The organism is Roseateles sp., assembly GCF_047654805.1.
GTDB lineage: Bacteria > Pseudomonadota > Gammaproteobacteria > Burkholderiales > Burkholderiaceae_C > Pelomonas.
On sequence record NZ_JASGIV010000001.1, the window covers coordinates 4623670 to 4650156 of the forward strand.

The 26487-nt window shown below is 69.1% G+C and carries 32 protein-coding genes; 10 read left to right on the plus strand and 22 right to left on the minus strand.

The genetic code is table 11. The features are described from left to right. Positions 1–55: 55 nt before the first annotated feature. From atpA to QM732_RS20865, 19 genes are all read right to left on the minus strand, one after another. Positions 56–1609, minus strand: coding sequence for a F0F1 ATP synthase subunit alpha (gene atpA / locus QM732_RS20775; RefSeq protein WP_415657994.1), 1554 nt, complete (start codon positions 1607–1609; stop codon positions 56–58). 105 nt (positions 1610–1714) lie between these two features. Further along, positions 1715–2248 carry a F0F1 ATP synthase subunit delta gene (locus tag QM732_RS20780; protein ID WP_415657995.1) on the minus strand — a complete coding sequence of 178 codons (534 nt, stop codon included), beginning with the start codon at positions 2246–2248 and terminating at the stop codon, positions 1715–1717. Continuing rightward, entirely contained in the window at positions 2249–2719 is a 471-nt protein-coding gene (locus tag QM732_RS20785; RefSeq protein WP_415657996.1) for a F0F1 ATP synthase subunit B, read from the minus strand. It lies immediately after the preceding gene. Positions 2720–2791: 72 nt separating this feature from the next. After that, positions 2792–3058, minus strand: coding sequence for a F0F1 ATP synthase subunit C (gene atpE / locus QM732_RS20790; RefSeq protein WP_409983278.1), 267 nt, complete (start codon positions 3056–3058; stop codon positions 2792–2794). A gap of 66 nt (positions 3059–3124) precedes the next feature. After that, positions 3125–3979, minus strand: a complete 855-nt coding sequence (gene atpB, locus QM732_RS20795) for a F0F1 ATP synthase subunit A (protein ID WP_415657997.1) — start codon at positions 3977–3979, stop codon at positions 3125–3127. Positions 3980–3995: 16 nt separating this feature from the next. Then, the gene (locus tag QM732_RS20800) at positions 3996–4493 is read right to left on the minus strand and encodes an ATP synthase subunit I (protein WP_415657998.1); all 498 of its coding nucleotides are present in this window, start codon (positions 4491–4493) and stop codon (positions 3996–3998) included. 160 nt (positions 4494–4653) lie between these two features. Next, positions 4654–5547 (minus strand): SMP-30/gluconolactonase/LRE family protein, encoded by an 894-nt coding sequence (locus QM732_RS20805; protein WP_415657999.1) that lies wholly within the window; start codon positions 5545–5547, stop codon positions 4654–4656. A gap of 17 nt (positions 5548–5564) precedes the next feature. Further along, complete coding sequence (locus QM732_RS20810) at positions 5565–6080, minus strand: GNAT family N-acetyltransferase (RefSeq protein ID WP_415658000.1); 516 nt, start codon at positions 6078–6080, stop codon at positions 5565–5567. Positions 6081–6096: 16 nt separating this feature from the next. Continuing rightward, positions 6097–6807 (minus strand): alanyl-tRNA editing protein, encoded by a 711-nt coding sequence (locus QM732_RS20815; protein ID WP_415658001.1) that lies wholly within the window; start codon positions 6805–6807, stop codon positions 6097–6099. Then, the gene (locus tag QM732_RS20820; RefSeq protein ID WP_415658002.1) at positions 6807–7646 is read right to left on the minus strand and encodes a PhzF family phenazine biosynthesis protein; all 840 of its coding nucleotides are present in this window, start codon (positions 7644–7646) and stop codon (positions 6807–6809) included. The genes QM732_RS20815 and QM732_RS20820 overlap by 1 nt, the downstream gene beginning before the upstream one ends. After that, complete coding sequence (locus QM732_RS20825; RefSeq protein ID WP_415658003.1) at positions 7639–8094, minus strand: GNAT family N-acetyltransferase; 456 nt, start codon at positions 8092–8094, stop codon at positions 7639–7641. Before QM732_RS20825 ends, QM732_RS20820 begins: the two co-directional genes overlap by 8 nt. A 1-nt stretch (position 8095) precedes the next feature. Further along, positions 8096–8818: an ABC transporter ATP-binding protein gene (locus tag QM732_RS20830; RefSeq protein ID WP_415658004.1), complete on the minus strand. Its 723-nt coding sequence runs from the start codon at positions 8816–8818 to the stop codon at positions 8096–8098. Next, positions 8818–10725, minus strand: a complete 1908-nt coding sequence (locus QM732_RS20835) for an ABC transporter permease subunit (RefSeq protein WP_415658005.1) — start codon at positions 10723–10725, stop codon at positions 8818–8820. The genes QM732_RS20830 and QM732_RS20835 overlap by 1 nt, the downstream gene beginning before the upstream one ends. Positions 10726–10728: 3 nt before the next feature. Then, positions 10729–11604, minus strand: coding sequence for a branched-chain amino acid ABC transporter permease (locus QM732_RS20840; protein WP_415658006.1), 876 nt, complete (start codon positions 11602–11604; stop codon positions 10729–10731). 154 nt (positions 11605–11758) lie between these two features. Continuing rightward, on the minus strand, positions 11759–12988 hold the full coding sequence (locus QM732_RS20845; protein WP_415658007.1) for an ABC transporter substrate-binding protein: 1230 nt from the start codon (positions 12986–12988) through the stop codon (positions 11759–11761). A gap of 149 nt (positions 12989–13137) precedes the next feature. Continuing rightward, positions 13138–14346, minus strand: a complete 1209-nt coding sequence (locus tag QM732_RS20850) for a PLP-dependent aminotransferase family protein (RefSeq protein WP_415658008.1) — start codon at positions 14344–14346, stop codon at positions 13138–13140. Between the two features lie 28 nt (positions 14347–14374). Then, on the minus strand, positions 14375–15070 hold the full coding sequence (locus tag QM732_RS20855) for an aspartate/glutamate racemase family protein (RefSeq protein WP_415658009.1): 696 nt from the start codon (positions 15068–15070) through the stop codon (positions 14375–14377). Then, entirely contained in the window at positions 15067–15348 is a 282-nt protein-coding gene (locus QM732_RS20860; RefSeq protein WP_415658010.1) for a DUF2917 domain-containing protein, read from the minus strand. Before QM732_RS20860 ends, QM732_RS20855 begins: the two co-directional genes overlap by 4 nt. 11 nt (positions 15349–15359) lie before the next feature. Beyond that, positions 15360–16277, minus strand: coding sequence for a DMT family transporter (locus QM732_RS20865; RefSeq protein WP_415658011.1), 918 nt, complete (start codon positions 16275–16277; stop codon positions 15360–15362). 73 nt (positions 16278–16350) lie between these two features. Between QM732_RS20865 and QM732_RS20870 the strand changes: the two genes are divergently transcribed. The 9 genes from QM732_RS20870 (at position 16351) to QM732_RS20910 (ending at position 22069) form a co-directional block, all read left to right on the plus strand. Then, entirely contained in the window at positions 16351–17799 is a 1449-nt protein-coding gene (locus tag QM732_RS20870) for a PLP-dependent aminotransferase family protein (protein ID WP_415658012.1), read from the plus strand. Positions 17800–17887: 88 nt separating this feature from the next. After that, on the plus strand, positions 17888–18610 hold the full coding sequence (locus QM732_RS20875) for a PEP-CTERM sorting domain-containing protein (protein ID WP_415658013.1): 723 nt from the start codon (positions 17888–17890) through the stop codon (positions 18608–18610). Continuing rightward, positions 18603–18911 carry a DUF6916 family protein gene (locus QM732_RS20880; protein WP_415658014.1) on the plus strand — a complete coding sequence of 103 codons (309 nt, stop codon included), beginning with the start codon at positions 18603–18605 and terminating at the stop codon, positions 18909–18911. The genes QM732_RS20875 and QM732_RS20880 overlap by 8 nt, the downstream gene beginning before the upstream one ends. Before the next feature lie 9 nt (positions 18912–18920). Next, positions 18921–19436 carry a phage tail protein gene (locus QM732_RS20885; protein ID WP_415658015.1) on the plus strand — a complete coding sequence of 172 codons (516 nt, stop codon included), beginning with the start codon at positions 18921–18923 and terminating at the stop codon, positions 19434–19436. A 14-nt stretch (positions 19437–19450) separates the two neighbouring features. Beyond that, the gene (locus tag QM732_RS20890; protein ID WP_415658016.1) at positions 19451–19951 is read left to right on the plus strand and encodes a phage tail protein; all 501 of its coding nucleotides are present in this window, start codon (positions 19451–19453) and stop codon (positions 19949–19951) included. A 10-nt stretch (positions 19952–19961) separates the two neighbouring features. Then, a complete protein-coding gene (locus tag QM732_RS20895; RefSeq protein WP_415658017.1) occupies positions 19962–20483 on the plus strand; it encodes a phage tail protein in 522 nt (173 codons plus the stop codon). Between the two features lie 10 nt (positions 20484–20493). Continuing rightward, positions 20494–20994, plus strand: a complete 501-nt coding sequence (locus QM732_RS20900; RefSeq protein ID WP_415658018.1) for a GNAT family N-acetyltransferase — start codon at positions 20494–20496, stop codon at positions 20992–20994. Then, the gene (locus tag QM732_RS20905) at positions 20991–21368 is read left to right on the plus strand and encodes a DUF6916 family protein (protein WP_415658019.1); all 378 of its coding nucleotides are present in this window, start codon (positions 20991–20993) and stop codon (positions 21366–21368) included. The genes QM732_RS20900 and QM732_RS20905 overlap by 4 nt, the downstream gene beginning before the upstream one ends. A 98-nt stretch (positions 21369–21466) precedes the next feature. Then, positions 21467–22069, plus strand: coding sequence for a hypothetical protein (locus tag QM732_RS20910; RefSeq protein ID WP_415658020.1), 603 nt, complete (start codon positions 21467–21469; stop codon positions 22067–22069). A gap of 1 nt (position 22070) precedes the next feature. On the opposite strand, the gene QM732_RS20915 is transcribed toward QM732_RS20910, so the two are convergent. Further along, the gene (locus QM732_RS20915) at positions 22071–22451 is read right to left on the minus strand and encodes a hypothetical protein (protein WP_415658021.1); all 381 of its coding nucleotides are present in this window, start codon (positions 22449–22451) and stop codon (positions 22071–22073) included. Continuing rightward, a complete protein-coding gene (locus QM732_RS20920; RefSeq protein WP_415658022.1) occupies positions 22448–24322 on the minus strand; it encodes an ATP-binding cassette domain-containing protein in 1875 nt (624 codons plus the stop codon). The genes QM732_RS20915 and QM732_RS20920 overlap by 4 nt, the downstream gene beginning before the upstream one ends. Before the next feature lie 203 nt (positions 24323–24525). Between QM732_RS20920 and QM732_RS20925 the strand changes: the two genes are divergently transcribed. Next, a complete protein-coding gene (locus QM732_RS20925) occupies positions 24526–25647 on the plus strand; it encodes an HDOD domain-containing protein (protein WP_415658023.1) in 1122 nt (373 codons plus the stop codon). Here QM732_RS20925 and fghA read toward each other — a convergent pair. Then, positions 25619–26467, minus strand: a complete 849-nt coding sequence (gene fghA, locus QM732_RS20930) for an S-formylglutathione hydrolase (protein ID WP_415658024.1) — start codon at positions 26465–26467, stop codon at positions 25619–25621. The genes QM732_RS20925 and fghA overlap by 29 nt on opposite strands. Positions 26468–26487 lie beyond the last annotated feature (20 nt).

A 26487-nucleotide genomic window follows, 5' to 3' on the forward strand; every position in this document is an offset into this window, starting at 1 on the left:
ACTCCTAGTCAGTGCGGGGTTGGGTTTTGAGGCTCAGCCCCGCGTGTTCCGTGGCTTAGGCGAAGGACTTCTTGAAGGAAGTGATCGCGGCGTTCAGCTCGGCCTCGGCGTCCTTGTCCATCGCCTTGTCGTTGTCGAGCTTGGCAACGAGTGCGGCGTGGCTGGTCTTCAGGTGCTGGTGCAGACCGTGTTCGAAGGCGAGCACCTTGTTCACGGCGATGTCGTCCAGGAAACCCTTGTTGGCGGCGTACAGCGACGCGCCCATCAGGCTGATCGACAGCGGCGAGTACTGGGCCTGCTTCAGCAGTTCGGTCACGCGGGCACCGCGGTCCAGCTGCTTCTTCGTCGCGGCATCGAGGTCGGAGGCGAACTGCGCGAACGCAGCCAGTTCACGGTACTGGGCCAGGTCGGTACGGATACCGCCGGACAGGCCCTTGATGAGCTTGGTCTGGGCCGACGAGCCGACGCGCGACACCGAGATACCGGCGTTGATGGCGGGGCGGATACCGGCGTTGAACAGGTTGGTTTCCAGGAAGATCTGGCCGTCGGTGATCGAGATCACGTTGGTCGGCACGAACGCGGAAACGTCACCGGCTTGCGTCTCGATGATGGGCAGGGCCGTCAGCGAACCCGTCTTGCCCTTGACCTCACCCTTGGTGAAGGCTTCGACGTAGTCGGCGTTCACGCGGGCGGCACGCTCCAGCAGGCGGCTGTGGAGATAGAACACGTCGCCGGGGAAGGCTTCGCGGCCCGGCGGGCGGCGCAGCAGCAGCGAGACCTGGCGGTAGGCCACGGCCTGCTTGGACAGGTCGTCATAGACGATCAGCGCGTCCTGGCCGCGGTCGCGGAAGTACTCGCCCATCGTGCAGCCGGAGTAGGCCGACACGTACTGCATGGCGGCGGACTCGGAGGCCGAGGCGGCGACGACGATGGTGTATTCCATCGCGCCGGCCTGCTCCAGCGAGCGCACGACGTTCTTGATCGACGACGCCTTCTGGCCGATGGCGACGTAGACGCAGGTCATGTTCTGACCCTTCTGGTTGATGATCGCGTCAATCGCCACGGCGGTCTTGCCGGTCTGACGGTCACCAATGATCAGCTCGCGCTGGCCGCGACCGATCGGCACCATGGAGTCGATGGACTTCAGGCCGGTCTGCACGGGCTGGTCGACCGACTTACGGGCGATCACGCCCGGGGCGACCTTCTCGATGACGTCGGTCATCTTGGCGTTGATCGGGCCCTTGCCGTCGATGGGTTGGCCCAGTGCGTTCACGACGCGGCCGATCAGCTCGGGGCCGACCGGCACTTCCAGGATGCGGCCCGTGCACTTGACGGTGTCGCCTTCCGAGACGTGCTCGTAGGCACCCAGAATCACGGCGCCGACGGAGTCGCGCTCGAGATTCAGGGCCAGACCGAAGGTCTGCGTGCCGTCAGCCGTCGGCGGGAATTCGAGCATTTCGCCCTGCATCACGTCCGACAGGCCGTGGACGCGGACGATGCCGTCGGAAACGGACACGACGGTGCCCTGGTTGCGGATGTCCGTGCTGCCACCAAGACCCTCGATGCGGCTCTTGATCAGTTCGGAAATTTCAGCGGGATTCAGTTGCATGCTTGGTCTCCCAGTTGGCCGTTCCGTCGCCGGATCAAGGGCGGGGTCAGACGCGGGGGTGAATCGGAATGTCTTGCGTGGCGTGCGGGTGAGCGGCTCTGCGGGTCAGGCAGTCAGCGCAACCTTCATGCGTTCCAGGCGGGCCTTGACGGAGGTGTCCAGCACCTCGTCGCCGACGACGACGCGAACGCCGCCAATCAGGCCGGGCTCCAGCTGCACATGGGCGTCGAGCTTGCGGCCGAAGCGCTTTTCCAGCGTGGCCTTGAGCTCGGCGAGCTGCGCGTCGCTGATCTCGTAGGCGCTGAAGATCTGCGCGTCGGACACGCCGGAGGCGGCGTTGGCCAGCACGTGGTACTGGGCCACGATCTCGGGCAGCGCGGCGAGGCGGCCGTTCTCGACGACGGTCTGCAGGAAGTTCTGCACGCCGGCGGCAAGGCTTTGCTTGACGGCGGCGGTCATGACCGCGACGACCTGCTGGGCTTCAGCCTTCGGGTGATCGGCGAACTGGCGCAGATCGGCGTCCTGCGCCACCTGGGCCAGCGCGTCGAGCTGCTGGCCCCAGGCCGCGAGGTCGTGCGACTTGGCAACCTGGAACAGGGCTTCGGCGTAGGGCCGGGCAATGGTGGCGATCTCGGCCATTTACAGCTCCGTCTTCAGGCGAGCCAGCAGATCGGCGTGGACGCCGGCGTTGACTTCCTTTTGCAGGATCTGCTCGGCGCCCTTGACGGCCAGCGCGGCGACCTGCTCGCGCAGGGCTTCGCGGGCGCGGGAAACCTGCTGCTCGGCATCGGCCTTGGCGGCGGCCAGGATCTTGGCGCCTTCTTCTTCGGCCTTGCCCTTGGCGGCATCGACGATGGCGGCGGCACGCTTCTCGGCATCCGAGATCAGCTTGCCGGATTCGGCCTTGGTCTGCGCCAGTTCCTTGGCGATCTGCGCTTCGGCGCCGGCCAGCTCGGCCTTGGCCTTGTCGGCAGCGGACAGGCCAGCGGCGATCTTCGCGGCACGCTCGTCGAGCGCCTTGATGATCGGCGGCCACACATACTTCATCGTGAACCCGACCAGGATCAGGAACACGATCATCTGAACGATGAGCGACGCGTTAATAAACACGGTGGTGCCTCACAAAGTTTCGAGTGCTTGAAGCCGCCCCCAGGAGTCCGAGGGCGGGGCGGCAACGTCGAATTACTTGGCGACGACTTGGGCGATCTGGCCCAGGAACGGGTTGGCCGTGGCGAACCACAGGGCGATACCGGTGCCGATAATGAAGGCCGCGTCGATCAGGCCGGCCAGCAGGAACATCTTGGTTTGCAGTTCGTTCATCAGCTCGGGCTGACGAGCGGCGGACTCGAGGTACTTGCTGCCCATGATGCCGATACCGATACAAGCACCGAAGGCGCCCAGACCAATGATCAGACCAGCGGCGAGAGCAACAAAGCTAATGACTTCCACGATGACTCCTTAGGGGATTTAGAGAGAGAAGGGGTTGAGAAAAACTGCTTGGGGTTGTGCGCCGCTTCAGTGCGCGTCGTGGGCCTGACCGATGTAGACCAGCGTCAGCATCATGAAGACGAAGGCCTGCAGCGTGATGATCAGGATGTGGAAGATGGCCCACACCGAACCCGCGATGATGTGACCGATCGCCAGGCCGATGCCGGTCGCCGACAGGCTCCAGGCACCACCCATCAGGGCGATCAGCATGAAGATCAGTTCGCCGGCGTACATGTTGCCGAACAGTCGCATGCCGTGCGAGACGGTCTTGGCGACGAACTCGATGAGCTGCATGGCCAGGTTGATCGGGTACAGCGCGACCTTGTCGCCGAACGGCGCAGAGATCAGCTCGTGGCCCCAGCCGCCGGCGCCCTTGATCTTGACGTTGTAGATCAGGCAGGTGACCAGCACGCCCAGGGACAGGCCCATCGTCATGGACAGGTCGGCCGTCGGCACGACGCGCAGGTAGGCGTGGTGATCGCCGGTGATGTTCTGCCAGGCCCAGGGCAGCAGGTCCACCGGCAGCAGGTCCATCGCATTCATCAGGAAGATCCAGACGAAGACGGTCAGCGCCAGGGGAGCCACCAGCTTGCGGCTGTTGGCGTTGTGGACGATGCCCTTGGCCTGGTCGGCCACGATCTCGACGAGGATTTCGACGGCAGCTTGAAAACGGCCGGGCACGCCCGACGTAGCAGACTTCGCGGCGCGCCACAGGAAGAAGCAACCCAGCACGCCGAGCAGGATGCTGAAGAACAGGGAGTCGAGGTTGACGACGGAGAAGTCGACGATGCCCTTCTGGGTGCCGCTCTGTGCGTGGTGCAGGTGGTGAATGATGTATTCACCAGCGGTCGGGGCTGCTGTTGCGTGGCCTTCTGCTGCCATGTTTCGTTCTGCCTCGTCAGTTCAGTCTGCGGCCGCGCCACGCGAGCGCCAGCCAGTTCACTTTGATGCACACCGCGAGGGTGACCAGCAGGGCTGGCCAGCTCAGGCCCGGCACCACCTTTGGCGCCAGCACCAGCATCGCGATCGATGCACCGATCTTCAAAAATTCCCAACCCATGAACCCGGCAGCCGCACCGACTGCAGAATCCACACGCTTCGTCATGCCCCGCGCCAGCAGCATGTTTGGCAGCACCACCGCCGCGACGCCGTACAGCGCCGAAGCCATGACCACGCCGGACCCCGTCCATAGCCGGATCACGGCCACGCACGCCAGCCCCACCACCAGCTGCAGACCCAGCACACGCCAGGGCGACAGCATCGGCAACGCGGACTTCAATGCCGCCGCCTCTTCCGGGCTCAGCGCCTTGACGGGCGGCTCCTCGTTGTCGTCGTCCCAGCCGCCAGCCGCGGATGCGGCGGGGGGCCAGGTCTTTCGGGGGCCGTTCTCGGTCATGGCGCCAGATCCTGGGGTGGGCGGCTCGACCCCCACTTCAAACGAAGACTGCCAGGGGCCGGTTGCACCTGGATGACGCACAGGCGCCACCCAACAAAGCCCCTCATTATATGTGACGAGTTACACCGGGGTAAACCAGCCCCACCGGTTCGCGCGGGATTCAGGCCCGTGTCAGCGTTGCCGGCAACCCCGGCGCATCGACACGCAGCTGCAGCACTGCGCCGGCGAGCGGCTGGCGTTCCAGCTCTTCGACGGGGCGCTTCTCGCGCGCCGTCGTGATGAAGAGGGTCCGCAGGTCCGCACCACCGAAGGCGGGCATGGTGGGGCAGGCGACAGGCAGTTCCACGCGGCGCAGCACCTCGCCGCTCGGCGCAATGCGCAGCAGGCAGCCGCCCTCGAACATCGCGGCCCAGTAGCAGCCCTCGGCGTCCATGGCCGCGCCGTCGGGCCGGCCGCCGTAGGCCGCTGCGGGTGTGCGCGGCTGGAACTCGGCGAAGACGCGCGGCGCGGACAGCGCACCGGCAGCCGCATCGAAATCGGCAACGTAGATGCGATGCGCCTTGGTATCCGACCAGTGCACGCGGAGTCCGTCTGGGCTCCAGGCCAGACCGTTGGAGGTCGTCAGCCCCGGCACCCGGGCCGAGAAGCCCGTGCCGTCGAAGCGATAGAGCGCGGCTTCCGGCTCGCGGGCGTCGGAGATGCTGCCCACCCACAGCCGGCCTGCGGGGTCGACCTTGCCATCGTTGAAGCGCAGCCGGGCCGCGTCGTAGGGCGGGGGCGCGATCAGCGCCTGCGCGCCACTGCCGGTGTCCAGCGACCACAGTCCGTCACGCCGTGCGACCAGCAGGCCGCCGCTCGCGCGCGCCGCGATGCAGCCGGGTTCGGCATCCTGCGCCCAGGCATCGGGCTCGCTCACGCCCTCGCGCCAGCGCAGCACCTGGCGGCCGGGGATGTCGACCGCGTACAGGCATTGTTCGGTGGGATGCCACAGCGGCGATTCGCCCAGCAGGCAGCGGTGGGAGCCCAGGGGCAGGATGTCGTCTTGGAGTGCCATGCCGGCACTCTAGGCCGTTATCCGAGGTAACTGGGACGGAAGGCGCCCAGTTCGGCCTTCAAGTAGTGCGCGCCGGGGATGGGGTTGTAGTAGAACGGCGGCACTTCGGCGAAGCCCAGGCTATCGTAGAGGCCGCGCGCGGCCTCCATGTCGTCCAGCGTGTCGAGCAGCATGGACGAGTAGCCCGCCTCGGTGGCGCGGTCCATCAACGCCTGGGCCAGCAGGCGACCCAGGCCGAAGCGGCGGAAGGCCGGGCGCACGAAGAGGCGCTTCATCTCGCAGGCGTTGGGATAGTCCGCATCAGGCAGCGGCCTAAAGGCTCCGCTGCCGGCGACGGCGCCATCGACGGTCGCCAGCAGCAGCAGGCCGCCGGGCGGCGCGTAGACGCCAGGCAGCTCCGCCAGCTCCTGCTCGAACCCCTGGAAGTCGAGGTCCACGTCGAGGCTGTTGGCGTAGTCGCGCAGGATGAGACGGGTCTCCTGCCAGTCCGCGGGGGACTCGGGCGTGATGAGCTGGATGTCGGGGCCGGCCATAGGCGCCGCAGTTTAGTCAACCACCCCGACCGGCAAAGCCGAGCACGACCCTGCGGGTCTTGGCTGATTTCTTCTCGATCTTGGTCACGACCACGGCGCCAATCTCGGCAGTGTTGGCGACATGGGTGCCGCCGCAGGGCTGAAGGTCCACGCCCTCCACTTCCAGCACCCGCACACGGCCCAGCCCGCGCGGCGGCTGCACGCTCATGGAGCGCACCAGGCCCGGGTTGGCATCGAGCTCTTCCTCGCTGATCCAGCGGTGGCGCACCGGATGTGCCTCGGCCACCAGCCGGTCCAGGCCCGCCTGGATGGCGTCCTTGTCAAAGGGCTCGTCGGTGTGGAAGTCCAGCCGAGCATAGGTCTCGGTGATGGAGCAGCCGTCGACCGGATAGGGCAGCAGCGCGCACAACAGATGGGTTGCCGTATGGAAGCGCCGGTGTGCCTGGCGGCGCGCCGCATCGACCTCGACCTGCACGGCCGTGCCGACGACGGGCGGCTCGCCCTCGATCAGATGCACGATGGCGCCGGGGAACTCCTTGCTCTTGCGCGTGTCGGTGACGCGCCATCGCTGCCCGCCAGCGATCAGCCAGCCGGTGTCGCCGGCCTGGCCACCACCCAGCGGGTAACAGGCGGTGCGGTCAAGGACGACGCCACCCTCCCCTTGCGCGACCACCACCGCCTCGCAATGCAGCAGCGTCGCGTCTTCACGGAACAGCTCCTGCGTCATCACAACCTCACCTGCCCATGGATCAGCGGCGCCACGTCGCCGCCTATCCAGGTCACTTCGCCATCGCGGTGCACATGCACGCGCCCGGCGCGGCCCAGCGCCGCGCCCTGGGCCGCGACGTAGCGATCCCCGGCAAGTCCCGACGCCTGCAGCCACAGCGCCAGCCCCGCGTTGAGGCTGCCCGTGACCGGGTCTTCCGGCACGCCGAGGTCCGGCACGAAGGCGCGCACCTCGAACTGGCATTCGCTGCCGGCCGGGTGGGCGCCGACGACACCCAGCTTGAGCCCCTTCATCGCGACGAAGTCCGGCTGCAGCGCCAGCACGCTGGCGGCGTCGGCCAGCCGCACGGCCATCCAGCCCGGGCCGTTGTCGACCCAGGCCGCGTCCAGCAGCGCCTCGTCCGGCAGGCGCAACGAGGCCGCGGCCTGGGCGCGCGTGGCCTCGTCGACCGCGCCGCTGCGCTTCAAGGGAGGCGCGGCGAAGGCCAGCCGGGCACCGTCGCGCTTCACGCGCACCAGGCCGATGGCGCATTGCTGCACCACCTCGCCGGGCTTCTTCGCGTCACCCCCACTGGCCAGGAAGGCGTGGGCGCTACCCAGCGTGGGATGGCCAGCGAAGGGCAGCTCGCCACCCGGCGTGAAGATGCGCACGCGGTAGTCGGCCGCGGGATCGGTGGGTGCGAGCAAGAAGGTGGTCTCGGACAGATTGGTCCAGCGCGCGAAGGCGGCCATCTCGTCGTCCGCCAGGCCGGCGCCATCGACGACGACGGCGAGCGCATTGCCCCTCAGCGGGGTGGCGGTGAAGACGTCGACTTGGACGAAACGGCGCAGTTCAGGCATGGTCGGCACGAGGCGTTGCGGTCAGGTAGATCCCCGGCCGCACGACCTCCATGCCGCGCTCCGGCGCCGCCAGCGGCTTGAAGCCGTGGCGGGCATAGAGCGGGTGGGCGTCTTTCGTGAACAGCATGAAGCGGCGCAGGCCTTGCAGGTCCGGGTGGGCCAGCAGCGATTGAACCATCCAATCGGCCAGCCCCTGTCCCCTGTGGGCTTGCAGCACATAGACGTCGCAAAGATAGGCGAAGGTCGAGCGGTCCGTGACAACGCGCGCGAAGCCCACCTGCCCCTGCCCGTCTGCATGCAGCGCGATGCACAGCGAGTTCGCGATGGCCCGCTGCACGGTCGCCAGCGGAATGCCCTCGCTCCAGTAGGCCTTCGTCAGAAAGGCATGGGCCGCGACGGCGTCGATGTCCTCGGCCGCGAAGCCGAGGCGGTAGCCGGCGCGGTCCAACTCAGTGGCCGCCGCCCAGGTAGGCGGCCTGCACCGCGGGGTCGCTGCGCAGCTTCTCGGCCGGGCCGTGCACGGCAATGCGGCCGTTCTCCAGCACATAGCCGTAGTCGGCCACCTTCAGCGCGGCGGCAGCGAACTGCTCGACCAGCAGCATCGTCACGCCGCGGGCCTTCAGGCTTTCGATGATGCGAAAGACCTCGTCGACAAGGATGGGCGCCAGGCCCATGGAGGGCTCGTCCAGCAGCACCACTTCGGGGTTGAGCATGACGGCACGCGCCATGGCCAGCATCTGCTGCTCGCCGCCCGACAGGGTGCCCGCGAGCTGCGTGCGACGCTCCTTCAGGCGCGGAAACAGCTCCAGCGCGCGCTCCAGGTCGCCAGCGATATCCCCCTTGGGACGCTCGCCCGTGTAGCGCGGGAAGGCGCCCAGGCGCAGGTTGTCGGTGACCGTCATCGTCGCGAACACGCGCCGGCCTTCGGGCGAATGCGCGAGACCGCGGCGGGCGATGTGGTAGCTCTCCAGGCCGTCGATGCGGCGCTCGTTGAGCGTGATCTCGCCGCCGCTGGGCTTGATCATGCCGCTGACGGCGCGCATGGTGGTGGTCTTGCCGGCGCCGTTGGAGCCAATCAGCGTGACGACCTGACCCTTGGGCACCTCCAGCGAGATGCCGTGCAGGACCTGGACCTTGCCGTAGCCGGCGCTGAGGTTCTTGATCGCCAGCATCACGAACCTCCCAGGTAGGCCTCGATGACCTTCTCATTGGCCTGCACCTCGGCGGGCAGGCCCTCGGCGATCTTCTGGCCGAAGTCCAGCACCGAGACGCGGTCGCACAGGTTCATCACGACGTCCATGTGGTGTTCGATGAGGATGACGGTGACGCCGGCCGCGCGGATCTTGCGGATGATCTCCAGCAGCTCCTTGATATCGGGCGCGGTCAGGCCGGCGGCGGGCTCGTCCAGCAGCAGCAGCTGCGGATCCAGCGCCAGCGCGCGGGCAATCTCCAGCAGGCGCTGCTTCCCGTAAGGCAGGTTGCGGGCCTCCTCGCCGGCGAGCTCGTCAAGGCCCACGAACTCCAGCAGCGCATGGGCGCGGGCGCGCTGCTCGCGGTCCTCGCGCAGGTAGCGCGGCAGGTGCAGCGCGATGTCGAGGAGGTTGCTGCGGAAGCTGTGGTGCAGGCCCACCAGCACGTTCTGCAGCGCCGTCATCTCGCCAAACAGCTGCACGTTCTGGAAGGTGCGCGCGATGCCCGACAGCGCGATGTCCGACGAGGTGCGGCCGTTGACCTCGCGCCCCGCGAACACCACGGTGCCGGCCGTGGGCTGGTAGATGCCGGTCAGCACGTTCATCATCGTGCTCTTGCCGGAACCGTTGGGGCCGATGAGGCCATGGATGCTGCCGCGCTTGACGACGAGATCCACGTTGTTCAGCGCCTTCAGGCCGCCGAACTGCATCAGCACGCCCTCGGCCTTCAAGAGCTCGGGCGCTCCTTCGACGCTGGCACGCGTCAGCGCGGCGGCCTGCGCAACCGTGGCGTCGCGCTCGTGCCTGGCCTTCAGGTTCAGCGCATTGCGCACGAAGCCGACGATGCCGTCCTGCAGGTAGTAGACGACGAACAGCGTGATGAGGCCGAAGATGGACAGGCGCCAGTCGGTCATGGTCTCCAGCCTGAAGGAGACCAGCGCCAGCGCGATGGTGCCCACCACCGGAATGGCCGCGAGCTGGCCCGTCATCTTGCCCCGCTTCATCGCCACGCCAACGGAGATCGCGACGATGACGGCCAGCGCGACCGCGCCGATGCGGAACATCTGCAGGTCGTCCAGCAGCTTGGGCAGCAGCACGATGATGGTGGCGCCCAGCAGCGCACCGGTGCGGGTCTTGCGGCCTCCCATGATGATGGCCAGCAGGAACATCACCGTCAGCTCGAAGTTGTAGGTGTTGGGGCTGATGTACTGCTCGGAGTAGGCGTACAGCGAGCCCGCCAGGCCGGCCAGCGCCGCCGAGATGACGAATGCATAGACCTTGTAGCGGTAGACCGACACGCCCATGCAGTCCGACGCCACCGGGCTGCCGCGCAGCGCCTCGAAGGCGCGGCCGAGCTGCGAATGCAGCACGCGGTGCACGAAGACCAGCGACGCGATCAGGCAAGCCATGACCAGCCAGTAGTACTCCGTCTCGTCCAGCATGTGGCCGAACAGCGTCGGCTTGGTCAACGTGATGCCCATCGGCCCTTCGGTCAGGAAGGTCATCTCGTTGATGAGGATCTGGATGATGGTCCCGAAGGCCAGCGTCACCATCGCGAGGTACGGCCCGGTCACGCGCAGCGCCGGCAGCGCAAGCACCGCGCCGAAGGCGGCGGCCACGGCGATGGCGGCTGGCAGCGCCAGATAGACCGGCGCGTCCAGCTTGAGGATGAGCACGCCGGCCGTGTAGGCGCCGATGCCGAACAGGCCCGCGTGGCCCAGCGAGACCTGGCCGGTGTAGCCGACGACGATGTCCAGGCCGAACAGCACGATCGCGTAGATCATGATGGTCTCGACCAGGTGGATGTAGTACGGGTTGCCGGAGGCGATGGGGAAGACGGCCAGCGCCGCGATGGCAAGCGCGCCGAGGATCAGTTTCTTGAGGTTCAAGGCTCAGACCTTCTTGATGGCGGTCTTGCCGAACAGGCCCGCGGGCTTGACGGCCAGCACGATGAGCAGCAGCACCAGGCCGGGCACGTCCTTGTAGCCCGTCGACAGGTAGAAGCCCGTCGTCGTCTCGGCCACGCCGAGGATGATGCCGCCCACGATGATGCCCATGCCACTGGTCAGGCCGCCGATGATGGCGACCGCGAAGGCCTTGAGCCCGAGCACGGCGCCCATGGTCGCACCGGTCAGCGTCAACGGTGCGATCAGCACGCCGGCGAACGAGGCCGTCAGCGATGACAGCGCGTACGAGAACGTGATGACCAGGCCCGTGTTGATGCCCATCAGCTTGGCGGCGTCGCGATCGTTGAAGGTGGCGACGACGGCCTTGCCGTAGATGGTCTTGCGGTTGAAGAACTCGACGGCGAGCATCATGCCCACCGCGCCGACGATGACCAGCAGCTCCATGGGCAGCACGTTGGCACCCAGCAGCTTCAGCGGCGCCTCCGGCAGCGGCGACGGAAAGCGCAGGTCATCCCGGCCCCAGACGTTCTCGGCCACGTTCTTGAAGATGATGCCAAGCGCGATCGTGGACATGATCCAGCCGAACTCGCTCTTCATCTTGATGGCAGGCCGAACGCCGATGCGCTCGACGACGGCACCCTGGAAGGCGCCGAACAGGCACACCAGCGGCAGCATCAGCCAGTAGTTCACGCCCCAGCCGACCAGGGTCAGGCCGACGAGGGCACCGAGCATCAATGCCTCGCCCTGGCCGAAGTTCAGCGTGTCGCTGGTCGCGAAGGTCAGTTGGTAGCCGAACGCGATGACGGCGTAGATCATGCCCAGCGCGATGCCGCTGAACACGAGCTGGGTCAATATCTGCATATCAGTCCTGCGTAGTGCCTCCCCCGGCAAGAGCCGCGGAACTGGCTTTGCCAGGCCGCCAATGGCACCCCTCGAGGGGGCTGAGGCCGGGCGCAAGGAGTCCTGCCGACTCCCCGCGCCCGCCAAGGGCCACGGGCCGAGGGGGCGGGGTGGGTTACTGCCGCTTCTTCTGTTCCATCGCGCCCTTGGCGTTCACGTCCTTCAGACGCACCTCGGAGGCTTTCTTGAAGTCGTCCGGGTAGGCGTAGATGACGCGCTGGCCCTTGACCTCGCCCATGACGGGGATATTGGCCGTGATGGCCTCGTGGTCACCCTTGGAGAAGGGCTTGTTGTAGGTCGTCACGACGCCTTCCACCGGCGTCTTCAGGTCTTCCAGCGCGGCCTTGATCTTGGGGCCGTCGGTGGAGCCGGCCTGCTTGATGGCAGCGGCCAGCAGGTAGATGGAGTCGTAGCCCTGGGCGGCAGACACCGGCGAGTCGATGCGCGAGTTCTTCGGGTTGAAGGTCTTCAGATAGTTGATGATGAAGCTCTGGCGCTTCGGGGTCGTGGGCTCCTGGATGAAGGTCTGCGGCATGCGCGCACCCTCGCCACCGGGGCCGGCGTTGTCGATGTAGTTGGCCATCGACAGCGTCCACGAGCCGATCATGGGCACCTTCCAGCCCAGCTTGGTCATGCCGTTGGCGATCTGGGCCAGCTCGGGGCCGATGCCGTAGGTCAGCACGGCCTCCGCGCCGGCCTCCTTGGCCTTCAGCAGCTGGGCCGTCATGTCGACGTCCTTGATGTTGAACTTCTCGACGGCGACCGGCGTGATGCCCTTGAGCTTCAGCGCAGCCTCCAGGTCGGCGCGACCGAGCTGGCCGTAGTTGGTGCTGTCCGCCAGGATGGCAACCTTCTTGAAACCGCGCTTGCTGACGGCTTCCTCCACGATCATGGGCGCCTGGATGGAATCGTGCGCCGCGTTGCGGAAGATGTAGTTGTCGGGCTGGTCCTTGAACTGCAGCGTGATCACGGAGCCGGTGGCCACGTTGTTCATCACCGGGATCTTGGCGTCCTGGAAGAAGCGCTGCGAGGCGAGCGCCACGCCGGTGTTGATGTAGCCGACGGTGGCGGCCACTTTTTCCTTGTTGATGAGCTCCTGGGCGATCTGCACGCCGCGCTCATTCTTGGCCTCGTCGTCGCGCTCGACGAGCTGGATCTGGCGGCCGAGGACGCCACCGGCCTTGTTGATCTCTTCGGCTGCCAGGCGCACGCCATCGCGCATGCTGACGCCCATCGACGAGGAGCCACCGGTGAAGGGCCCCGCCACCCCGATCTTGATCGGCTCGGCCGCATGAGAACCCACTGCAAAAACCGCTGCAGCCACGGCTGTCCAAACCTGCTTCATCGTTGCCTCGTCTCCGTTCGTTATGCGATCCACCCGGCGCCTTTGCCGGGACCGATTGCATACGATGCCAGAGCGGCAACGATCTTGGGGATATGGAAACCCGGGAGCCCCGGGCTCCCTGGCCTTCAGCTATGTGTCAGCCTTGGGGGTTAGGGCGCGGGCTCGGCGGCGATCTCCAGCGCCTCGTGCAGCAGCCGGCCGAGCTTCTCGACGCCTTCGCGGATGAGGTCCGGCGTCAGCGTGACGAAGGACAGCCGCAGCGTGCGTGCATCAGGTTGGTGCGCGTAGAAGGCCGCACCGGGCACATAGGCGATGCCCGCCTCCACGGCCCGGGGCAGCAGCGCCATGGCGTCCAGCCCCGCCGGCAGGCGGATCCAGAAGAACATGCCGCCCCGCGGGGCCTGCCAGTCGCAGCCCGGCGGCAGGTGCTCGCGCAGGGCCTCGGCCATGGCGTCGCGGTTGGCCTTGTAGCGGGCGCGGATGGAGGGGATGTGCCGGTCCAGGAAGCCGTCGCGGATGACCTCGTGGACGACGCGCTGGTTGAAGCCCGGGGTGTGCAGGTCGGCGGCCTGCTTGGCCTGCAGCAGCTTGGGGTATAGCTCGGGCGGCGCGATCATGTAGCCCAGGCGGAAGCCTGGCGTCAGCACCTTGGAGAACGAGCCGAGGTAGAGCGAACCCTCGGGCCACAGGCTGGACAGTGCGGCCGGTGGCGGCTCGTCGAACCAGAGGTCGCCATAGGGGTTGTCCTCGACGATGGGCACGCCGGCGCGGCGGGCGGCTTCGACGATCTCGACGCGGCGCTGGGCACCCATGACGCGGCCGGTCGGGTTCTGGTAGTTGGGCAGCAGGTAGCTGAAGCGCGTGCCGGGCGCGTCATGCGGCAGGGCCGCGACAGCCTCGGGGCGGGGACCTTCCTGGTCGCTCACGAGGCTGGTGAACAGCGGCTCGAAAGGCGTGAAGGCCTGCAGCGCGCCCAGGTAGGTGGGCGTCTCCACGGCCACCGGCGCGCCAGCGTCGCAGAGGATCTTGCCGACGAGGTCCAGCCCCTGCTGGGAGCCGCTGGTGACCAGCACCTGGTCGGGCGTCACCTTCATGCCCAGCGCCGCGACCCGCGCCGCCACCCATTCGCGCAGCGGGCCGAAGCCCTCGCTGGCCGCGTACTGCAGGGCCTCGCGCGGCGCCTGGCTCAGCACGCGGTCGCAGGCGGCCTTGAGCGCGTCGACGGGGAAGGTGTCGGCACTCGGCAGGCCGCCGGCCATGGAAAGGATGCCGGGCTTCTCGGTGACCTTGAGGATCTCGCGAATGATGGATGGGTTCATCCGCGCGGCGCGGCGGGCTTGGGTCCAGACGGTGCTCATGATGGAGTGACGGTGGATTTCAAAGGAGTCAGCCTAGCATCCAGTCGACTGCGGCACGGGCCTGCAAGTCGGTGGAGTCGAACAAGGGCAGCGCGGCGTCGCTGCCGGCCGGCAGCAAGAGACCGAGCTCGGTGCAGCCGAGGATGGCGCCCTGGGCGCCCCGCTCGGCCAGTACCGCGACCTGCGCGCGCAGCGCATCGCGCGAGGCCGGCTCGAAGCGTCCGCGGCACAGTTCGTCATAGATGAGGCGGTGTACCTCGGCCCGGCCGGCCTCGTCGGGCACGATGAGCTCGATGCCGAAGCGCTCCCACATCCGCTCGCGGTAGAAACCCTGTTCCATCGTGAAGCGCGTGGCCAGCAGGCCGGCGCGCCTCACGCCCGCGGCGCGCAGGGCCTCGGCCGTCGCGTCGACGATGTGCAGCACCGGCAGGCCGGCCGACTGCTCGACCTCGGCGGCGACGAGATGCATGGTGTTGGTTGCGATCAGCAGCGCCTCGGCCCCGGCGCGGCGCAGGCCTGCGCCGGCATCGCCCAGCACCCTCGCCGCCTCGGCCCACTGCCCGGCCGACTGCATGGCTGCGATGGGCGCGAAGTCGACGCTGTGCAGCACCAGCCGCGCGCTGTGCAGGCCGCCCAGGCGGGCGGCGACGCCGCGGTTGATCAAGGCATACAGGTGCTGGGTGGACTCCCAGCTCATGCCACCCAGGATGCCCAGCGTCTTCATGCTGCGGCCAGCCCGTTGAGTCCTGGCTTCGGGGCCAGGCGCCGCCGCGGTGCGGGCTGCAGCAGCTGGAAGGCGGCATCCGGCCAGGCCTCGACGACGGCCTCCTGGCCGGCCGCCAGCGTCAGCCCCTCGCCGGCCCGCAGCCAATGGTCGTCGGTGCAGCCGGACACGGTCAGCCACAGCCGGCCGCAAGTCACGACGAGGCGGCGCGGCCCGCGCGCAGCGGCCAGCGTCAGCGCCTGGCCAGGCGCGAGCCGGGTCGTGAAGCTGTCGTCCATGAAAGTCTCCTTCAGTGGATGGGTTGCCGCTTGCCCCACCACACGACCGCAAGCACGGCGGCGGCGAAGACGACGGTCATCGCGTCCAGCTGCTCGCCCAGCAGGGGCACCGCGAACAGCATGGACAGAAAAGGCTGCAGCACCTGCACCTGGCTGACGCGCAGCGTGCCCCCCAGGGCCAGGCCGCGGTACCAGGCGAAGAAACCGATCCACATCGAGAAGAGCGAGACATAGGCAAAGCCCAGCCAGGCCGAGGCCGCGACCGGTGCGGTCGGCCGCGCCAGCACCGCGAGCGGCACGGTGATGGGCAGGCTGATGACGAGCACCCAGCAGATGACCTGCTCGGCCGTCATGACCCCCGACAGGCGTGCGCCGCTGACATAGCCGGCCGAGGCGCAGACCACGGCGCCCAGCAGCAGGCCGTCCGCCATCTCCAGGCCGCCCGCGCCGCGCCAGGCCGCGAAGCCGATGACCAGCGCCAGGCCGGCCAGCGCGCATGCCCAGAAGCCGACGCTGGGCCGCTGGCGCAGCACCCCGGCCGCGATGACGGCCGTGGCCAGCGGCAGCACGCCAGAGACGACGGAGGCATGCACCGCGTCCACATGCCGCACGGCGAAGCCCAGCAGCAGCGGCCAGCCGAAGACGACGCCGCTGGCCGTGAAGGCCAGCAGCCGCCATTCGCTGCCACGCGGCCGGCGCGCGCCGGTGACCCACAGGTAGGCCACCGACAGCAGCCCCGCGACGGCGGCACGCCCGAAGGCGACGAAGGCCGGGTCCAGCTGCGGCGCTGCGGCGCTCCCGCCGGCCAGCCGCGTCATCGGGATGCTGAGGGCGAACATGACGACGCCGGCCAGCCCGAGCAGCAGGCCGCGCGCTGCATCGGACGCCGTGGTGGTCGAGACGGTGGAGGACGTGGATAACCCGGACATGGCTTCAGTCTGAGGCATGCAACCGATACAGAACCGGTACAGTCAGCCAACCAGACCACGAATCTGTACTGCCATGCCTACCGGTACACACCCGCCGCTGCAGCGCGGCGCCAGCCAGCCCCTGGCCGGGCAACTGGCCGAACGCTACGCCCAGCGCATCCGCGAACGCCTGCTGCTGCCGGGCGCCCGCCTGCCTTCCGTGCGCGACTGCGCCCGCCAACACGGCGTGAGCCCCCATACCGTCGTCGCCGCCTATGACCAGCTGCAGGCCGCCGGCCTGCTGGAGGCCCGCCGCCAGCGGGGCTTCTTCGTGCGCGAGAGCCGTCCGGCGAACGCGCGCGCCGCCGCGCGCCCACCCGCGCCCATGCCACGCCAGGCGCCCATGGACGCGACCGCGCTGATCCGCGGCATGTTCGAGGCCGATGCCGCGCGCTCCCCCGGCCTGGGCACGCTGCCGGCCGACTGGCTGGACCCGACGCTGCTGCAGTCCGCGCTGCGGCGGCTGAACGCGGCCGACGCGCTGGCCGTGCAGGTCAGCTACGGCGAGCCCAACGGCGACATCCACCTGCGCGCCGCACTGGCGCGGCGGCTTGACGACCTCGGCATCCATGCCAACCCGGCCCAGATCCTGACGACCAACGGCGCCACGCATGCGCTGGACCTCATCATCCGCACACAGCTGCAGCCCGGCGATGCGGTCCTCGTCGACGATCCCGGCTGGGCCATCATCTTCGCGCGGCTCACGCAGGCCGGCATCCGGCTGCTGCCGGTGCCGCGCTCCAGCCAGGGCGCCCAGGGCCCCGACCTGGACGTGCTCGCGGCGCTCGCGGCCCAGCATGCCCCGCGCGCCTACCTGACCGTGTCGGTACTGCACAACCCCACGGGCCACAGCCTCAACCTGGCCACCGCACACCAGTTGCTGCGCCTGGCCGACGAGCACGACTTCTTCATCGTCGAGGACGACAGCTACGGCTTCCTCGCGCCCGAGCACCTGCCACGGCTGGCGGCCCTGGATGGGTTGCGCCGCGTGACCTACGTGTCGGGCTTCTCCAAAGTATTGACGCCGGCCTGGCGTGTCGGCTACCTGGCCGCCGCCCCCGAGCGCCTGGCCGCGCTGACCGACACCAAGCTGCTGGACGGCCTGACCAGCTCGCCGGTGCTAGAGCGCGCCGTCGCGCTGTGCCTGGAACAGGGCCGGCTGCGCCGCCACGCGCAGCGCCTGCGCGAGCGCCTGGCCACGGCGCGCCAGCGCATCGCGACCCTGGCCACCAAGCAGGGCTTCGCGTGGGCCGCGCCGCCGGACGGCCTGTTCGGCTGGCTGGACGTGGGCGTCGACACCGAGCGCCTGGCCCAGCCCCTGCTGGACGCAGGCTGGCTGATCGCGCCCGGCGCCCTCTTCAGCGCCACGCGCCGGCCAGGCTCGCTGATGCGCATCAACATGGCCACCTCGCAAGACCCGGCCTTCTGGCGCGCGCTGCGCGCCGCCGTGGACGACATCCGCAGTCCGATGACGCCCCCCTAGTTTCTTCCCCCTCATTCACGGGACGCCCCCCTGGCGCCCGCCCGCGGCGGCGAGTCAACTCGCGGCTCGCCCCTGCCAGGGAGGGTTTATGCGACTCGCTTCGTCACCCGTCCGCAGCCTGTGCGCTGCCACTGCCGGCGCAATGCTGGCCCTGTGCTCGCTGTCGGCGCACGCCGCCTTCGCCAGCGACATCACGCTCAAGCTGGTGGCCCCGGGCGGCATCAACAACGGCAGCTCGATCGACCCGGCGCCCGTCAGCGCGCAACAGACCGTGGCGCTGGCCGATCTGGTCAATGGCGTGCAGGCCGGCGACGGCGGCGCCATCGGCTCGGGCTGGATGCTGGACGGCGAGAAGGTCTTCTTCGAGGACGACAGCATCAAGCTGCGCATCGGCGTCGGCAACGACACCACCGGCGGCGTCTACACGACCGGCTACCTGGGCCTTGGCATCAACGACCACGCGCTCTACCAGTTCGATGGCCTGAGCATCGTCGGCAAGACCATCGTCGGCGTGAGCCTCTACGCCTGGGACGGCTTCGGCACGACAGGCACCGACAGCGGGCTGGGCAACCCGGCCGTGCTGGGCAGCCTGGCGCACTTCATCGACGGCGACACCGTGACCTTCGACCTCGACACGCTGGAGATCGCCAAGCGCATTGCCGGCAGCAGCAACAACTTCGCCGAGTTCCGCATCCAGCTCATCACGCGGGACAACGGCACCGGCCCCGGCAACGAATTGCCCGAGCCGGCCACGCTGGCGCTGTTCGCGGTCGCGGCCCTGGGCGCCCGGGTGGCGCGGCGCCGTGCCTGAAGGTGCGCTCACGCTGGCGTGCTTCGAGCCGCTGGTCGGCAGCAGCTTCTCGCTGCGACTGGACGGCGCGGCCGAGCTGCCCGCCAGGCTCATCGCGGCTCGCGCCGGCGTGCGCGTGGACCTGGGCACAGGCTTGGCAGGCCGTCAGCCGTTCAGCCTGACCTTCCAGGCCCCCGCCGAACCCGCCCTGCCGCAACGCATCTACCGCCTCGAGCACCCGCAGCTCGAGGCGATGGACATCTTCCTCGTGCCCGTGGCCCGTTCGGCTGCCGGGCTGCATTACGAAGCCGTGTTCGGCTAGGAGACGCTCATGGCCACTCCCTTCCTCGGCGAACTCAAGTTGATTGGCTTTACCTTCGCGCCCAAGGGCTGGGCGTTCTGCAACGGCCAGTTGCTGCCCATCAACCAGAACCAGGCCCTGTTCTCGCTGCTTGGCACCACCTACGGCGGCGATGGCCGGGTGACCTTCGCGCTGCCCGACCTGCAGGGCCGTGCGCCGCTGCACTACGGCGGCACCGAAGGCATCTCACTCGGCCAGCGGGCGGGCGCCTCGGCCGTGACGCTGACGGCGTCGCAGCTACCCGCCCACTCGCACGCACTGCTCGCGACCAGCGATCTCGCCAATGCCGGCGTACCGGGCGGCGCCGTGCCCGCGGCCAAGCCGCGTGGCGGCATGAACCGCTATGCCCCGGTGGGCAGCGACACCGTGATGGGCACCAGCTCGCTCACGTCCGCCGGTGGCAGCCAGCCCCACTCCAACATGCAGCCCAGCCTGGCCATGTACTGGGTCATCGCGCTGGTCGGCATCTTTCCGAGCCGCAACTGAACGAGGAGAGCGCCATGTCCGATCCCTTTGTGGGCGAGATCCGCCTCTTTGCCGGCAACTTCGCGCCGGTCGGCTGGGCCTTCTGCCAGGGACAGCTGTTGCCCATTGCCGAGAACGAGGTGTTGTTCACGCTGATCGGCACGACATACGGCGGCGATGGCCAGTCCACCTTTGCACTACCCAACCTGGCCGGCCGCATCCCCATGCACGCCGGTGCCGGCTACATCCAGGGCGAGGTGCTGGGCAGCGAAACCGTCACGCTGAGCGCGGCGCAGATTCCGCAGCACACGCATGCCATGCATGCCAGCACGGCCGCCGCGGAAGGCACGACGCCGGGCGGCGCCCTGCTCGCCACCACCAGCGTTGCCAGCTACGACACGGCTGCCGGGACCACGGCCATGGCCCCCGGCGCCGTCGGCCCGGCGGGGGGCTCGCAGCCGCACGAGAACATGGCCCCGACGCTGACGGTGAACTACATCATCTCGATGTTCGGCATCTTCCCGTCGCAGAACTGAGGAGCGTGACATGTCCACCCCCTTCCTCGCCGAGATCCGCGTCATGCCCTACAACTTCGCACCCCAGGGCTGGGCCCAGTGCGACGGCCAGCTGATGCCCATCAGCCAGAACACCGCCCTGTTCTCGCTGCTGGGCACCAACTACGGCGGCGACGGGCGGACCACTTTCGCGCTGCCCAACCTCGGCGGCAGGTTCGCGATGAGCTCGGGCCAGGGACCGGGGCTCAGCCCGCGCACCGTCGGCGAAAGCGTCGGCCAGCCTACCGTCTCGCTGCCCGCCAGCCAGATGCCTGCCCATGGCCATGGCCTGATGGCCGGCCTCACGCCCACCTCGACGAGCCCCGCCGGCAACGTGATGGCGCCGACCGCCGTCGGCGGCGGCAACGTCTACCGCGCGCCCGGCTCCGTCGCGCCCATGGCCGGCGTCGCGATCAGCGCTGCAGGCGCAGGGCTGCCGCACGAGAACCGCCAGCCCTATCTGGCACTGAACTTCTGCATCGCGCTGCAGGGCATCTTCCCGGCGCGCAACTAGGGCCCCGGCCATGGACTACCGCCTGCGCCCGGCGACGCCGGCCGACGAGGCCTGGCAACTGGCCATCTACGCCAGCACACGCGCCGAGGAACTGGCCCTGACCGGTTGGCCGCCCGAGCAGTGCGCAGCCTTCGTGCGCCACCAGCATGCCGCCCAGCAGCAGCACTACCACCGCCACTTCCCCGGCTCGGTCTGCCACCTCGTCCTCGTGGACGGCGACACCGTCGCCGGCCGGCTCTGGCTGGACGAGTGCCCGGACCGCGTGCACATCCTGGACATCACCCTGCTGCCAGCGTGGCGCGCCCGGGGTCTGGGCACGCGCTGCCTGCGGGCTCTGGCCGCAAAGGCCGCAGCGCGCACGCTGAGCATCCACGTCGAAGTCCACAACCCTGCCCGGCGGCTCTACGAGCGGCTGGGCTTCGTCGCCGATGGCGCGCCACAGGGCCTCTACCAGGCCATGGTCAGGCCCGCCGGCGTCCGCCATCCGCAACCCGAGGAGTGCCTGCCGTGATCAACAAGCGCGATTTCCTGAAGAGCAGCGGCGCCGTGATCGCTGCCAGCGCCACCAGCGCCGGCGCGACAGCCTCGGTGGCGGCCGCGCGCCCGAGCCTCGGCGCCCAGGCCGGGCTGGCCAGCTGGCAGGCCCATGTCGGCCAGCGTTTCGAGGTCGATGGCCACGCCGTCACCCTGCAGGCCGCCAGCGCCCGCCCCAGCCGGCAGCCGGGCGAGCAGTTCAGCCTGCACTTTGTCGGTGCATTGCCAGCCGGCATGGGCGACGCCATCCACGCCCTAACCCGCGAAGGCAGCGGCACCCAGCCCCTGTACCTGGCACGAACGCCCCAGGGGCTGCGCGCCGATTTCTGTCGCCTGCTAGCCGACAAATAGTTCTCGTTCCGGCACCGGTTACTCGAGGTGCCGGCACATCGCTGCCTGCAGAATCCGCGTCGCCTGGCGGCACCGCGGCCGCGGCATCCGATGTGGACATGCGCGACTCCCTGAAATTCCTCGTTGTTGACCCCCTGGCCGGCGTGCAGACCTTTGCGCGCCAGCTGCTGCAAGGCCACGGCTTTGCGGCCGAGAACATCCTCTGCTGCGCCGACACCGACACGGCCCTGGTCCAGGGCCTGGTCTTCAAGCCGCACTTCCTGATCACGGACTGGTTCCCCAAGTCCGCGCTCACCGGCATCCAGCTTTGCCAGCGCCTGCGCGAGGAACAGCCTTCGCTGCATCTGTCGCTGCTGAGCTTCGAGTTGACGCCGCAGCACCAGTTCGAGGCCGAGGCCCACGGCGCCCGCTTCCTGCTGAGAAAGCCGTTCACGGCCGATCAGTTCAAGGCCGAGATGACGCGTTCTCTGGAGGCGCTGGCCTGGAAGACACCCGCCCCAGCGCGGGATGCCGCGCGCGGCACCCGCACGGCGGCGCGGCCCGTGCTGCCGCCTCAGCTCGTCGTCAAGCCCGGCGACCGCGTGCGCTTCAACGGCGGCCTGCACGTGGCCGAGCACGTCGTACACCGCAACGGCGGAACGGTCGTCCTGCTCAAGGGGCAGAGCAGCTTCGTGCCCGTCGACAAGCTGCTGCCGGCCTGAATCAGATCGCCACGACCAGGGCCATCAGCAAGGGATAGGGCAAGGCCACCGTAGGGCGCAGCGCGCTCTTCAGGTATTGAGCCAGCAGTGCCGCACCGCGCGGGCGGTGCGCCATCCACTCACCGTGAAGCTGCATCGCGACAACGCCATCGCCCACCTTCAGCCCCCCCTCGACAACCAGCAGGCGCTCGCCCAGCCGGCCCTGGAAGGTCTTGAGCACAGCCTCCTGCAGCCACAGCAGGGCCAGCAGCGCCAGCGCCAGCCCGTTGTCGGGCACCAGCACCACCGCCGCGAACGCCAGCAACTTGACGGCCAGGGCCAGGGTTTCGTAGCGCTCGTACTGCGCCTGCAGCGCCAGCCATTCGTGGTGCAAGGCGTTCATTTCGCTTCCAGTACTTCCCAGCGTTCCAGCAACACCAGCAATTCCTCGTCCACCTCGGCTGCACGCTCGGTAACGGCCTGGATGCGCGCCGCGCCCTGGGCGTAGAGCTCGGTGCCGGCCAGCAGCGCGTTGAGCTGGGTCTGCTCGGCTTCCAGCGCGGCGATGCGTCCGGGGATCTCGTCCAGTTCGCGCTGCTCCTTGTAGCTGAGCTTGCGCTTGGTCGCGACGACCGGGGCCGGCTCGGGCGCGGGCGGCGGCGGTGCAGCCGCGACGGCCGGCGCGGCCTGCGCCTGCAGCGCCGCCGCGCGCCTGGACTGCGTCAGCCAGTCCTGCACGCTGCCTTCGTACTCGCGCCAGCGCGCCTCACCCTCGTAGACGATGGTGGACGTGACGACGTTGTCCAGGAAGCGCCGGTCGTGGCTGACGAGAAAGACCGTGCCGTCGTAGTCAGCCAGCAACTCCTCCAGCAGCTCAAGCGTCTCGATGTCGAGGTCATTGGTGGGCTCGTCCAGCACCAACACGTTGGCCGGCCGCGCGAACAGCCGCGCCAGCAAGAGGCGGTTGCGCTCGCCGCCCGACAGCGTGCGCACCGGCGAGTTGGCGCGCGCGGGCGAGAACAAGAAGTCGCCCAGGTAGCTCTTGACGTGCTTCTTCTGCGTACCGATTTCGATCCACTCCGAGCCGGGGCTGATGGTGTCGGCCAGCGTCGCATCCAGGTTCAGCGTGTCGCGCATCTGGTCGAAGTAGGCCACCGTCAGCCGCGAGCCCAGCCTCACGCTCCCGCTGTCGGGCGGCAGCTCGCCGAGGATCATCTTCAGCAGCGTCGTCTTGCCGGCACCGTTGGGGCCGATCAGGCCCACCTTGTCGCCGCGCAGGATGGTGCTGGTGAAGCCGCGCACGATGGCGCGCTCGCCGAAGCTCTTTGACACGTTCTCCAGCTCCGCGACGATCTTGCCGCTGCTGGCGCCGGTGTCGATGTCCAGCCTGACCTTGCCCTGCACGTCGCGTCGCGCGGCGTGCTGCTCGCGCATCTCGTGCAGGCGCTGCACGCGGGCGACGGAGCGGGTGCGCCGCGCCTCCACACCCTTGCGTATCCACACCTCCTCCTGCGCCAGCAGCTTGTCAAAGCGCGCGTTGGCCAGCGCCTCATTCTCCAGCTCATAAGCCTTGGCGGCCTGGAACGCAGCGAAGTTGCCGGGGTAGCCGCGCAACTGGCCGCGGTCCAGCTCGACGATGCGGTTGGCGACGTTGTCGAGGAACTGCCGGTCGTGCGTGATCAGCAGCAGAGAACCCTTGAAATCGTTCAGCAGGCCCTCCAGCCACGTGATCGCGTCCAGGTCCAGGTGGTTGGTGGGCTCGTCCAGCAACAGCACGTCGGGCTGGGCCACCAGCGCACGGCCCAGCGCGACGCGCTTCTTCAGGCCACCGGACAGGCTCCCGACCAGCCGCGAGCCGTCCAGCCCCAGGCGGTGCAGCGTCTCATCGACGCGCTGCTCCCAGTTCCACGCACCGATGTGCTCGATGCGCTCCTGCACCCAGGCCAGGTCGTCGCCCTCGTCGTGGCGCTCGTAGCGCTCGCGCAGCGACTTCGCCTCGGCCACGCCCTCGCTGACGACGTCGAAGATGGTGGCGTCGCCACGCAGCTCGGGCTCCTGCGGCACATACACGTTGGTGAGGCCCTGCTGTTGCTGCAGCAGGCCGTCATCGAGTTTCTCGATGCCGGCGAGGATCTTCAGCAGCGAGGACTTGCCGGTGCCGTTGCGGCCGATGAGGCCTACCCGCTCGCCGGTCTCGAGCGCGAAGTTGGCGCCATCCAGCAGGGCGACGTGGCCGAATGCGAGGTGGGCGTTGGTGAGGGAAAGGACTGCCATCGACGGATTGTCCTTGACGCTGCGGGGCCGCGCGCCGGACACAGGGTGGACTCGGGGCGGGCATCAGGCGGGCACCAGGCGGGTATATAGCGGACACATGGCAGGCGCCAGTCCTGCGCAATCTCGCACCCACCGGGTTCGCGCGGCCGCCGCTGGTGCTTATGCTGGGCGGCTGACACTGCACAAGGACTGGAGGGATTCGCATGGCGCTGATGCTGCTGGGGCTGGCAGGCTTGGTGGTGGCGGTCGCTGCCTGGTGGTGGTTGCATTCGCGCCCCGCCGCGCCACCCGCCAGGCCCCGTCCCCCCGCGCGACGGGACGGGCAGGACGCCGGGCCCTCCGCGCTGCCGGCCGGCCAGGCCCGGACCGCCACGCCGCCCGACGACGGCTCCGCACCACTGCCGCCATTGCCGCCCGTGGCGCTGCCGCTGCGCGCCGCCGAGCTGCTGGACGGGCCGCAGGCCGAGCTGCTGGTGCAGGCCCTGCGCCAGTTGCCGCGGCCGCCGCGTGCGATTCACACGCTGATGTCGCCCCAGTTCGTGCAGGCGGCCTCTTCCGCGGAGCTGGCGACCCTCGTGATGGGCGAGCCGGCCGTGGCCGCGCGGGTGGTCGCGGCGGCCAACTCGCCGCTCTACGGGCTGCAGCAACCCGTCACCAGCGTGGGGCAGGCCATCACGTTCCTGGGCCTGGCCAGCGTGCGCCAGCAGTGCCTGCAGCACCTGCTGGCCGACTGCTTCAAGCCGCGCGACGCCGCCCAGCAGCGCGAGTTCGACCTGCTCTGGCGGGCCAGCAGCATCGCCGGCGAGCTCTACCAGCAGCTCGCCACGCGGCTGCGCGTGCCGGAAACGGCCTCGCTGGTCACGCTGCTGGTGCTGTCCTTCCTGGGCCGGCAGGCTTGTGCGGCGCTGCTGGACGAAGCCGATCTTGACGGCATGGACGCCTACCAGCGCGCCCTGCACGAGGAGCAGTCGCTAGGGCTGGTGTCTCACGAACTGGGCCATCTGCTGATGCGCGCCTGGGACGTGCCGCGGGACCTCGCTGACGATGCCCGCACGCTGTCGGCGCTGCGCTTCGACCCCGAACGGACCGTGCCACCGCAGCGCGAGGCCGCCCTCGCCCTTGGCGCCCTGTGCGCCATGCTGGGCGAGCGCATCGCCCGCGGCCAGGTGGGCAAGGCGCTGTTCGACCCGGCGCACGACACGCGCCCCGACATGGCCGCGTTGCGCCCGCGCCTGTCCCGCCCGCCGCTGGACGGGCTGGCGCAGGAGCTGGACGCGCCGGCGATGCTGCGCGTGGTCAGCCGGCTGATGGGGCCGGCGCGCTGAGCAGCTGCGCCGCGTGGTGGCGCAGGTGGTCGTCGACGAAGCTGGCGATGAAGTAGTAGCCGTGGTCGTAGCCGGCGTGGCGGCGCAGCGTCAGCGGCTGGCCGGCGGCGGCACAGGCAGCCTCGAAGGCTTCGGGATGGAGCTGCTCGGCCAGGAACTTGTCCGCCAGGCCCTGGTCGATGAGGATGCCCTGGGGATAGGGCGCTGAAGCCTGCGCCTGCATCAGGGCACTGGCGTCATGCGCAGCCCAGGCCGCGCGGTCGTCGCCGAGGTAGCCGGTGAAGGCCTTCTGCCCCCAGGGGCACTGCATGGGCGCGGCGATGGGCGCGAAGGCCGACAGCGACGCGAAGCGCCCCGGGTGGCGCAGGGCCAGCGTCAGCGCACCATGGCCGCCCATCGAATGGCCGAACAGGCCGACGCGCTCGAGGCCGGTTTCGCGCTGCACCAGCGGCAGCAGCTCCTTCATCAGCCAGCTCTCCATGCGCCAGTTCCGGGCCCAGGGCTCGCGCGTCGCATCGAGGTAGAAGCCGGCGCCGACGCCGAAATCCCACGCCTCGCTCTCGCCGGGCACGCCAGCGCCGCGCGGGCTGGTGTCTGGCATCAGCAGGGCCAGGCCCAGCTCGCTGGCCAGGCGCTGCGCGCCAGCCTTCATCGTGAAGGTCTCTTCCGTGCAGGTCAGTCCGGCCAGGAAGACCAGCAGCGCCCGCGGCGCCGGTGGCAGGAAGAGGGCAAAGCGCATCGGCAGGCCGATCTCGGCCGAGTCGTGCTGGTGAAAGCGCTGGGCGCCGCCGAAGGCAAGGTGTTCACTGAGGATCTGCATACCGCGAGTGTGGCCGCAGA

Coding starts and splice junctions, on each gene's coding strand:
- atpA (WP_415657994.1), bottom strand. CDS start 1,609: ATGCAACTGAATCCCGCTGAAATTTCCGAACTGATCAAGAGCCGCATC.
- QM732_RS20780 (WP_415657995.1), bottom strand. CDS start 2,248: ATGGCCGAGATCGCCACCATTGCCCGGCCCTACGCCGAAGCCCTGTTC.
- atpB (WP_415657997.1), bottom strand. CDS start 3,979: ATGGCAGCAGAAGGCCACGCAACAGCAGCCCCGACCGCTGGTGAATAC.
- QM732_RS20800 (WP_415657998.1), bottom strand. CDS start 4,493: ATGACCGAGAACGGCCCCCGAAAGACCTGGCCCCCCGCCGCATCCGCG.
- QM732_RS20805 (WP_415657999.1), bottom strand. CDS start 5,547: ATGGCACTCCAAGACGACATCCTGCCCCTGGGCTCCCACCGCTGCCTG.
- QM732_RS20810 (WP_415658000.1), bottom strand. CDS start 6,080: ATGGCCGGCCCCGACATCCAGCTCATCACGCCCGAGTCCCCCGCGGAC.
- QM732_RS20815 (WP_415658001.1), bottom strand. CDS start 6,807: ATGACGCAGGAGCTGTTCCGTGAAGACGCGACGCTGCTGCATTGCGAG.
- QM732_RS20820 (WP_415658002.1), bottom strand. CDS start 7,646: ATGCCTGAACTGCGCCGTTTCGTCCAAGTCGACGTCTTCACCGCCACC.
- QM732_RS20830 (WP_415658004.1), bottom strand. CDS start 8,818: ATGCTGGCGATCAAGAACCTCAGCGCCGGCTACGGCAAGGTCCAGGTC.
- QM732_RS20840 (WP_415658006.1), bottom strand. CDS start 11,604: ATGCAGATATTGACCCAGCTCGTGTTCAGCGGCATCGCGCTGGGCATG.
- QM732_RS20845 (WP_415658007.1), bottom strand. CDS start 12,988: ATGAAGCAGGTTTGGACAGCCGTGGCTGCAGCGGTTTTTGCAGTGGGT.
- QM732_RS20850 (WP_415658008.1), bottom strand. CDS start 14,346: ATGAGCACCGTCTGGACCCAAGCCCGCCGCGCCGCGCGGATGAACCCA.
- QM732_RS20855 (WP_415658009.1), bottom strand. CDS start 15,070: ATGAAGACGCTGGGCATCCTGGGTGGCATGAGCTGGGAGTCCACCCAG.
- QM732_RS20860 (WP_415658010.1), bottom strand. CDS start 15,348: ATGGACGACAGCTTCACGACCCGGCTCGCGCCTGGCCAGGCGCTGACG.
- QM732_RS20865 (WP_415658011.1), bottom strand. CDS start 16,277: ATGTCCGGGTTATCCACGTCCTCCACCGTCTCGACCACCACGGCGTCC.
- QM732_RS20870 (WP_415658012.1), top strand. CDS start 16,351: ATGCCTACCGGTACACACCCGCCGCTGCAGCGCGGCGCCAGCCAGCCC.
- QM732_RS20875 (WP_415658013.1), top strand. CDS start 17,888: ATGCGACTCGCTTCGTCACCCGTCCGCAGCCTGTGCGCTGCCACTGCC.
- QM732_RS20885 (WP_415658015.1), top strand. CDS start 18,921: ATGGCCACTCCCTTCCTCGGCGAACTCAAGTTGATTGGCTTTACCTTC.
- QM732_RS20890 (WP_415658016.1), top strand. CDS start 19,451: ATGTCCGATCCCTTTGTGGGCGAGATCCGCCTCTTTGCCGGCAACTTC.
- QM732_RS20895 (WP_415658017.1), top strand. CDS start 19,962: ATGTCCACCCCCTTCCTCGCCGAGATCCGCGTCATGCCCTACAACTTC.
- QM732_RS20900 (WP_415658018.1), top strand. CDS start 20,494: ATGGACTACCGCCTGCGCCCGGCGACGCCGGCCGACGAGGCCTGGCAA.
- QM732_RS20910 (WP_415658020.1), top strand. CDS start 21,467: ATGCGCGACTCCCTGAAATTCCTCGTTGTTGACCCCCTGGCCGGCGTG.
- QM732_RS20915 (WP_415658021.1), bottom strand. CDS start 22,451: ATGAACGCCTTGCACCACGAATGGCTGGCGCTGCAGGCGCAGTACGAG.
- QM732_RS20920 (WP_415658022.1), bottom strand. CDS start 24,322: ATGGCAGTCCTTTCCCTCACCAACGCCCACCTCGCATTCGGCCACGTC.
- QM732_RS20925 (WP_415658023.1), top strand. CDS start 24,526: ATGGCGCTGATGCTGCTGGGGCTGGCAGGCTTGGTGGTGGCGGTCGCT.
- fghA (WP_415658024.1), bottom strand. CDS start 26,467: ATGCAGATCCTCAGTGAACACCTTGCCTTCGGCGGCGCCCAGCGCTTT.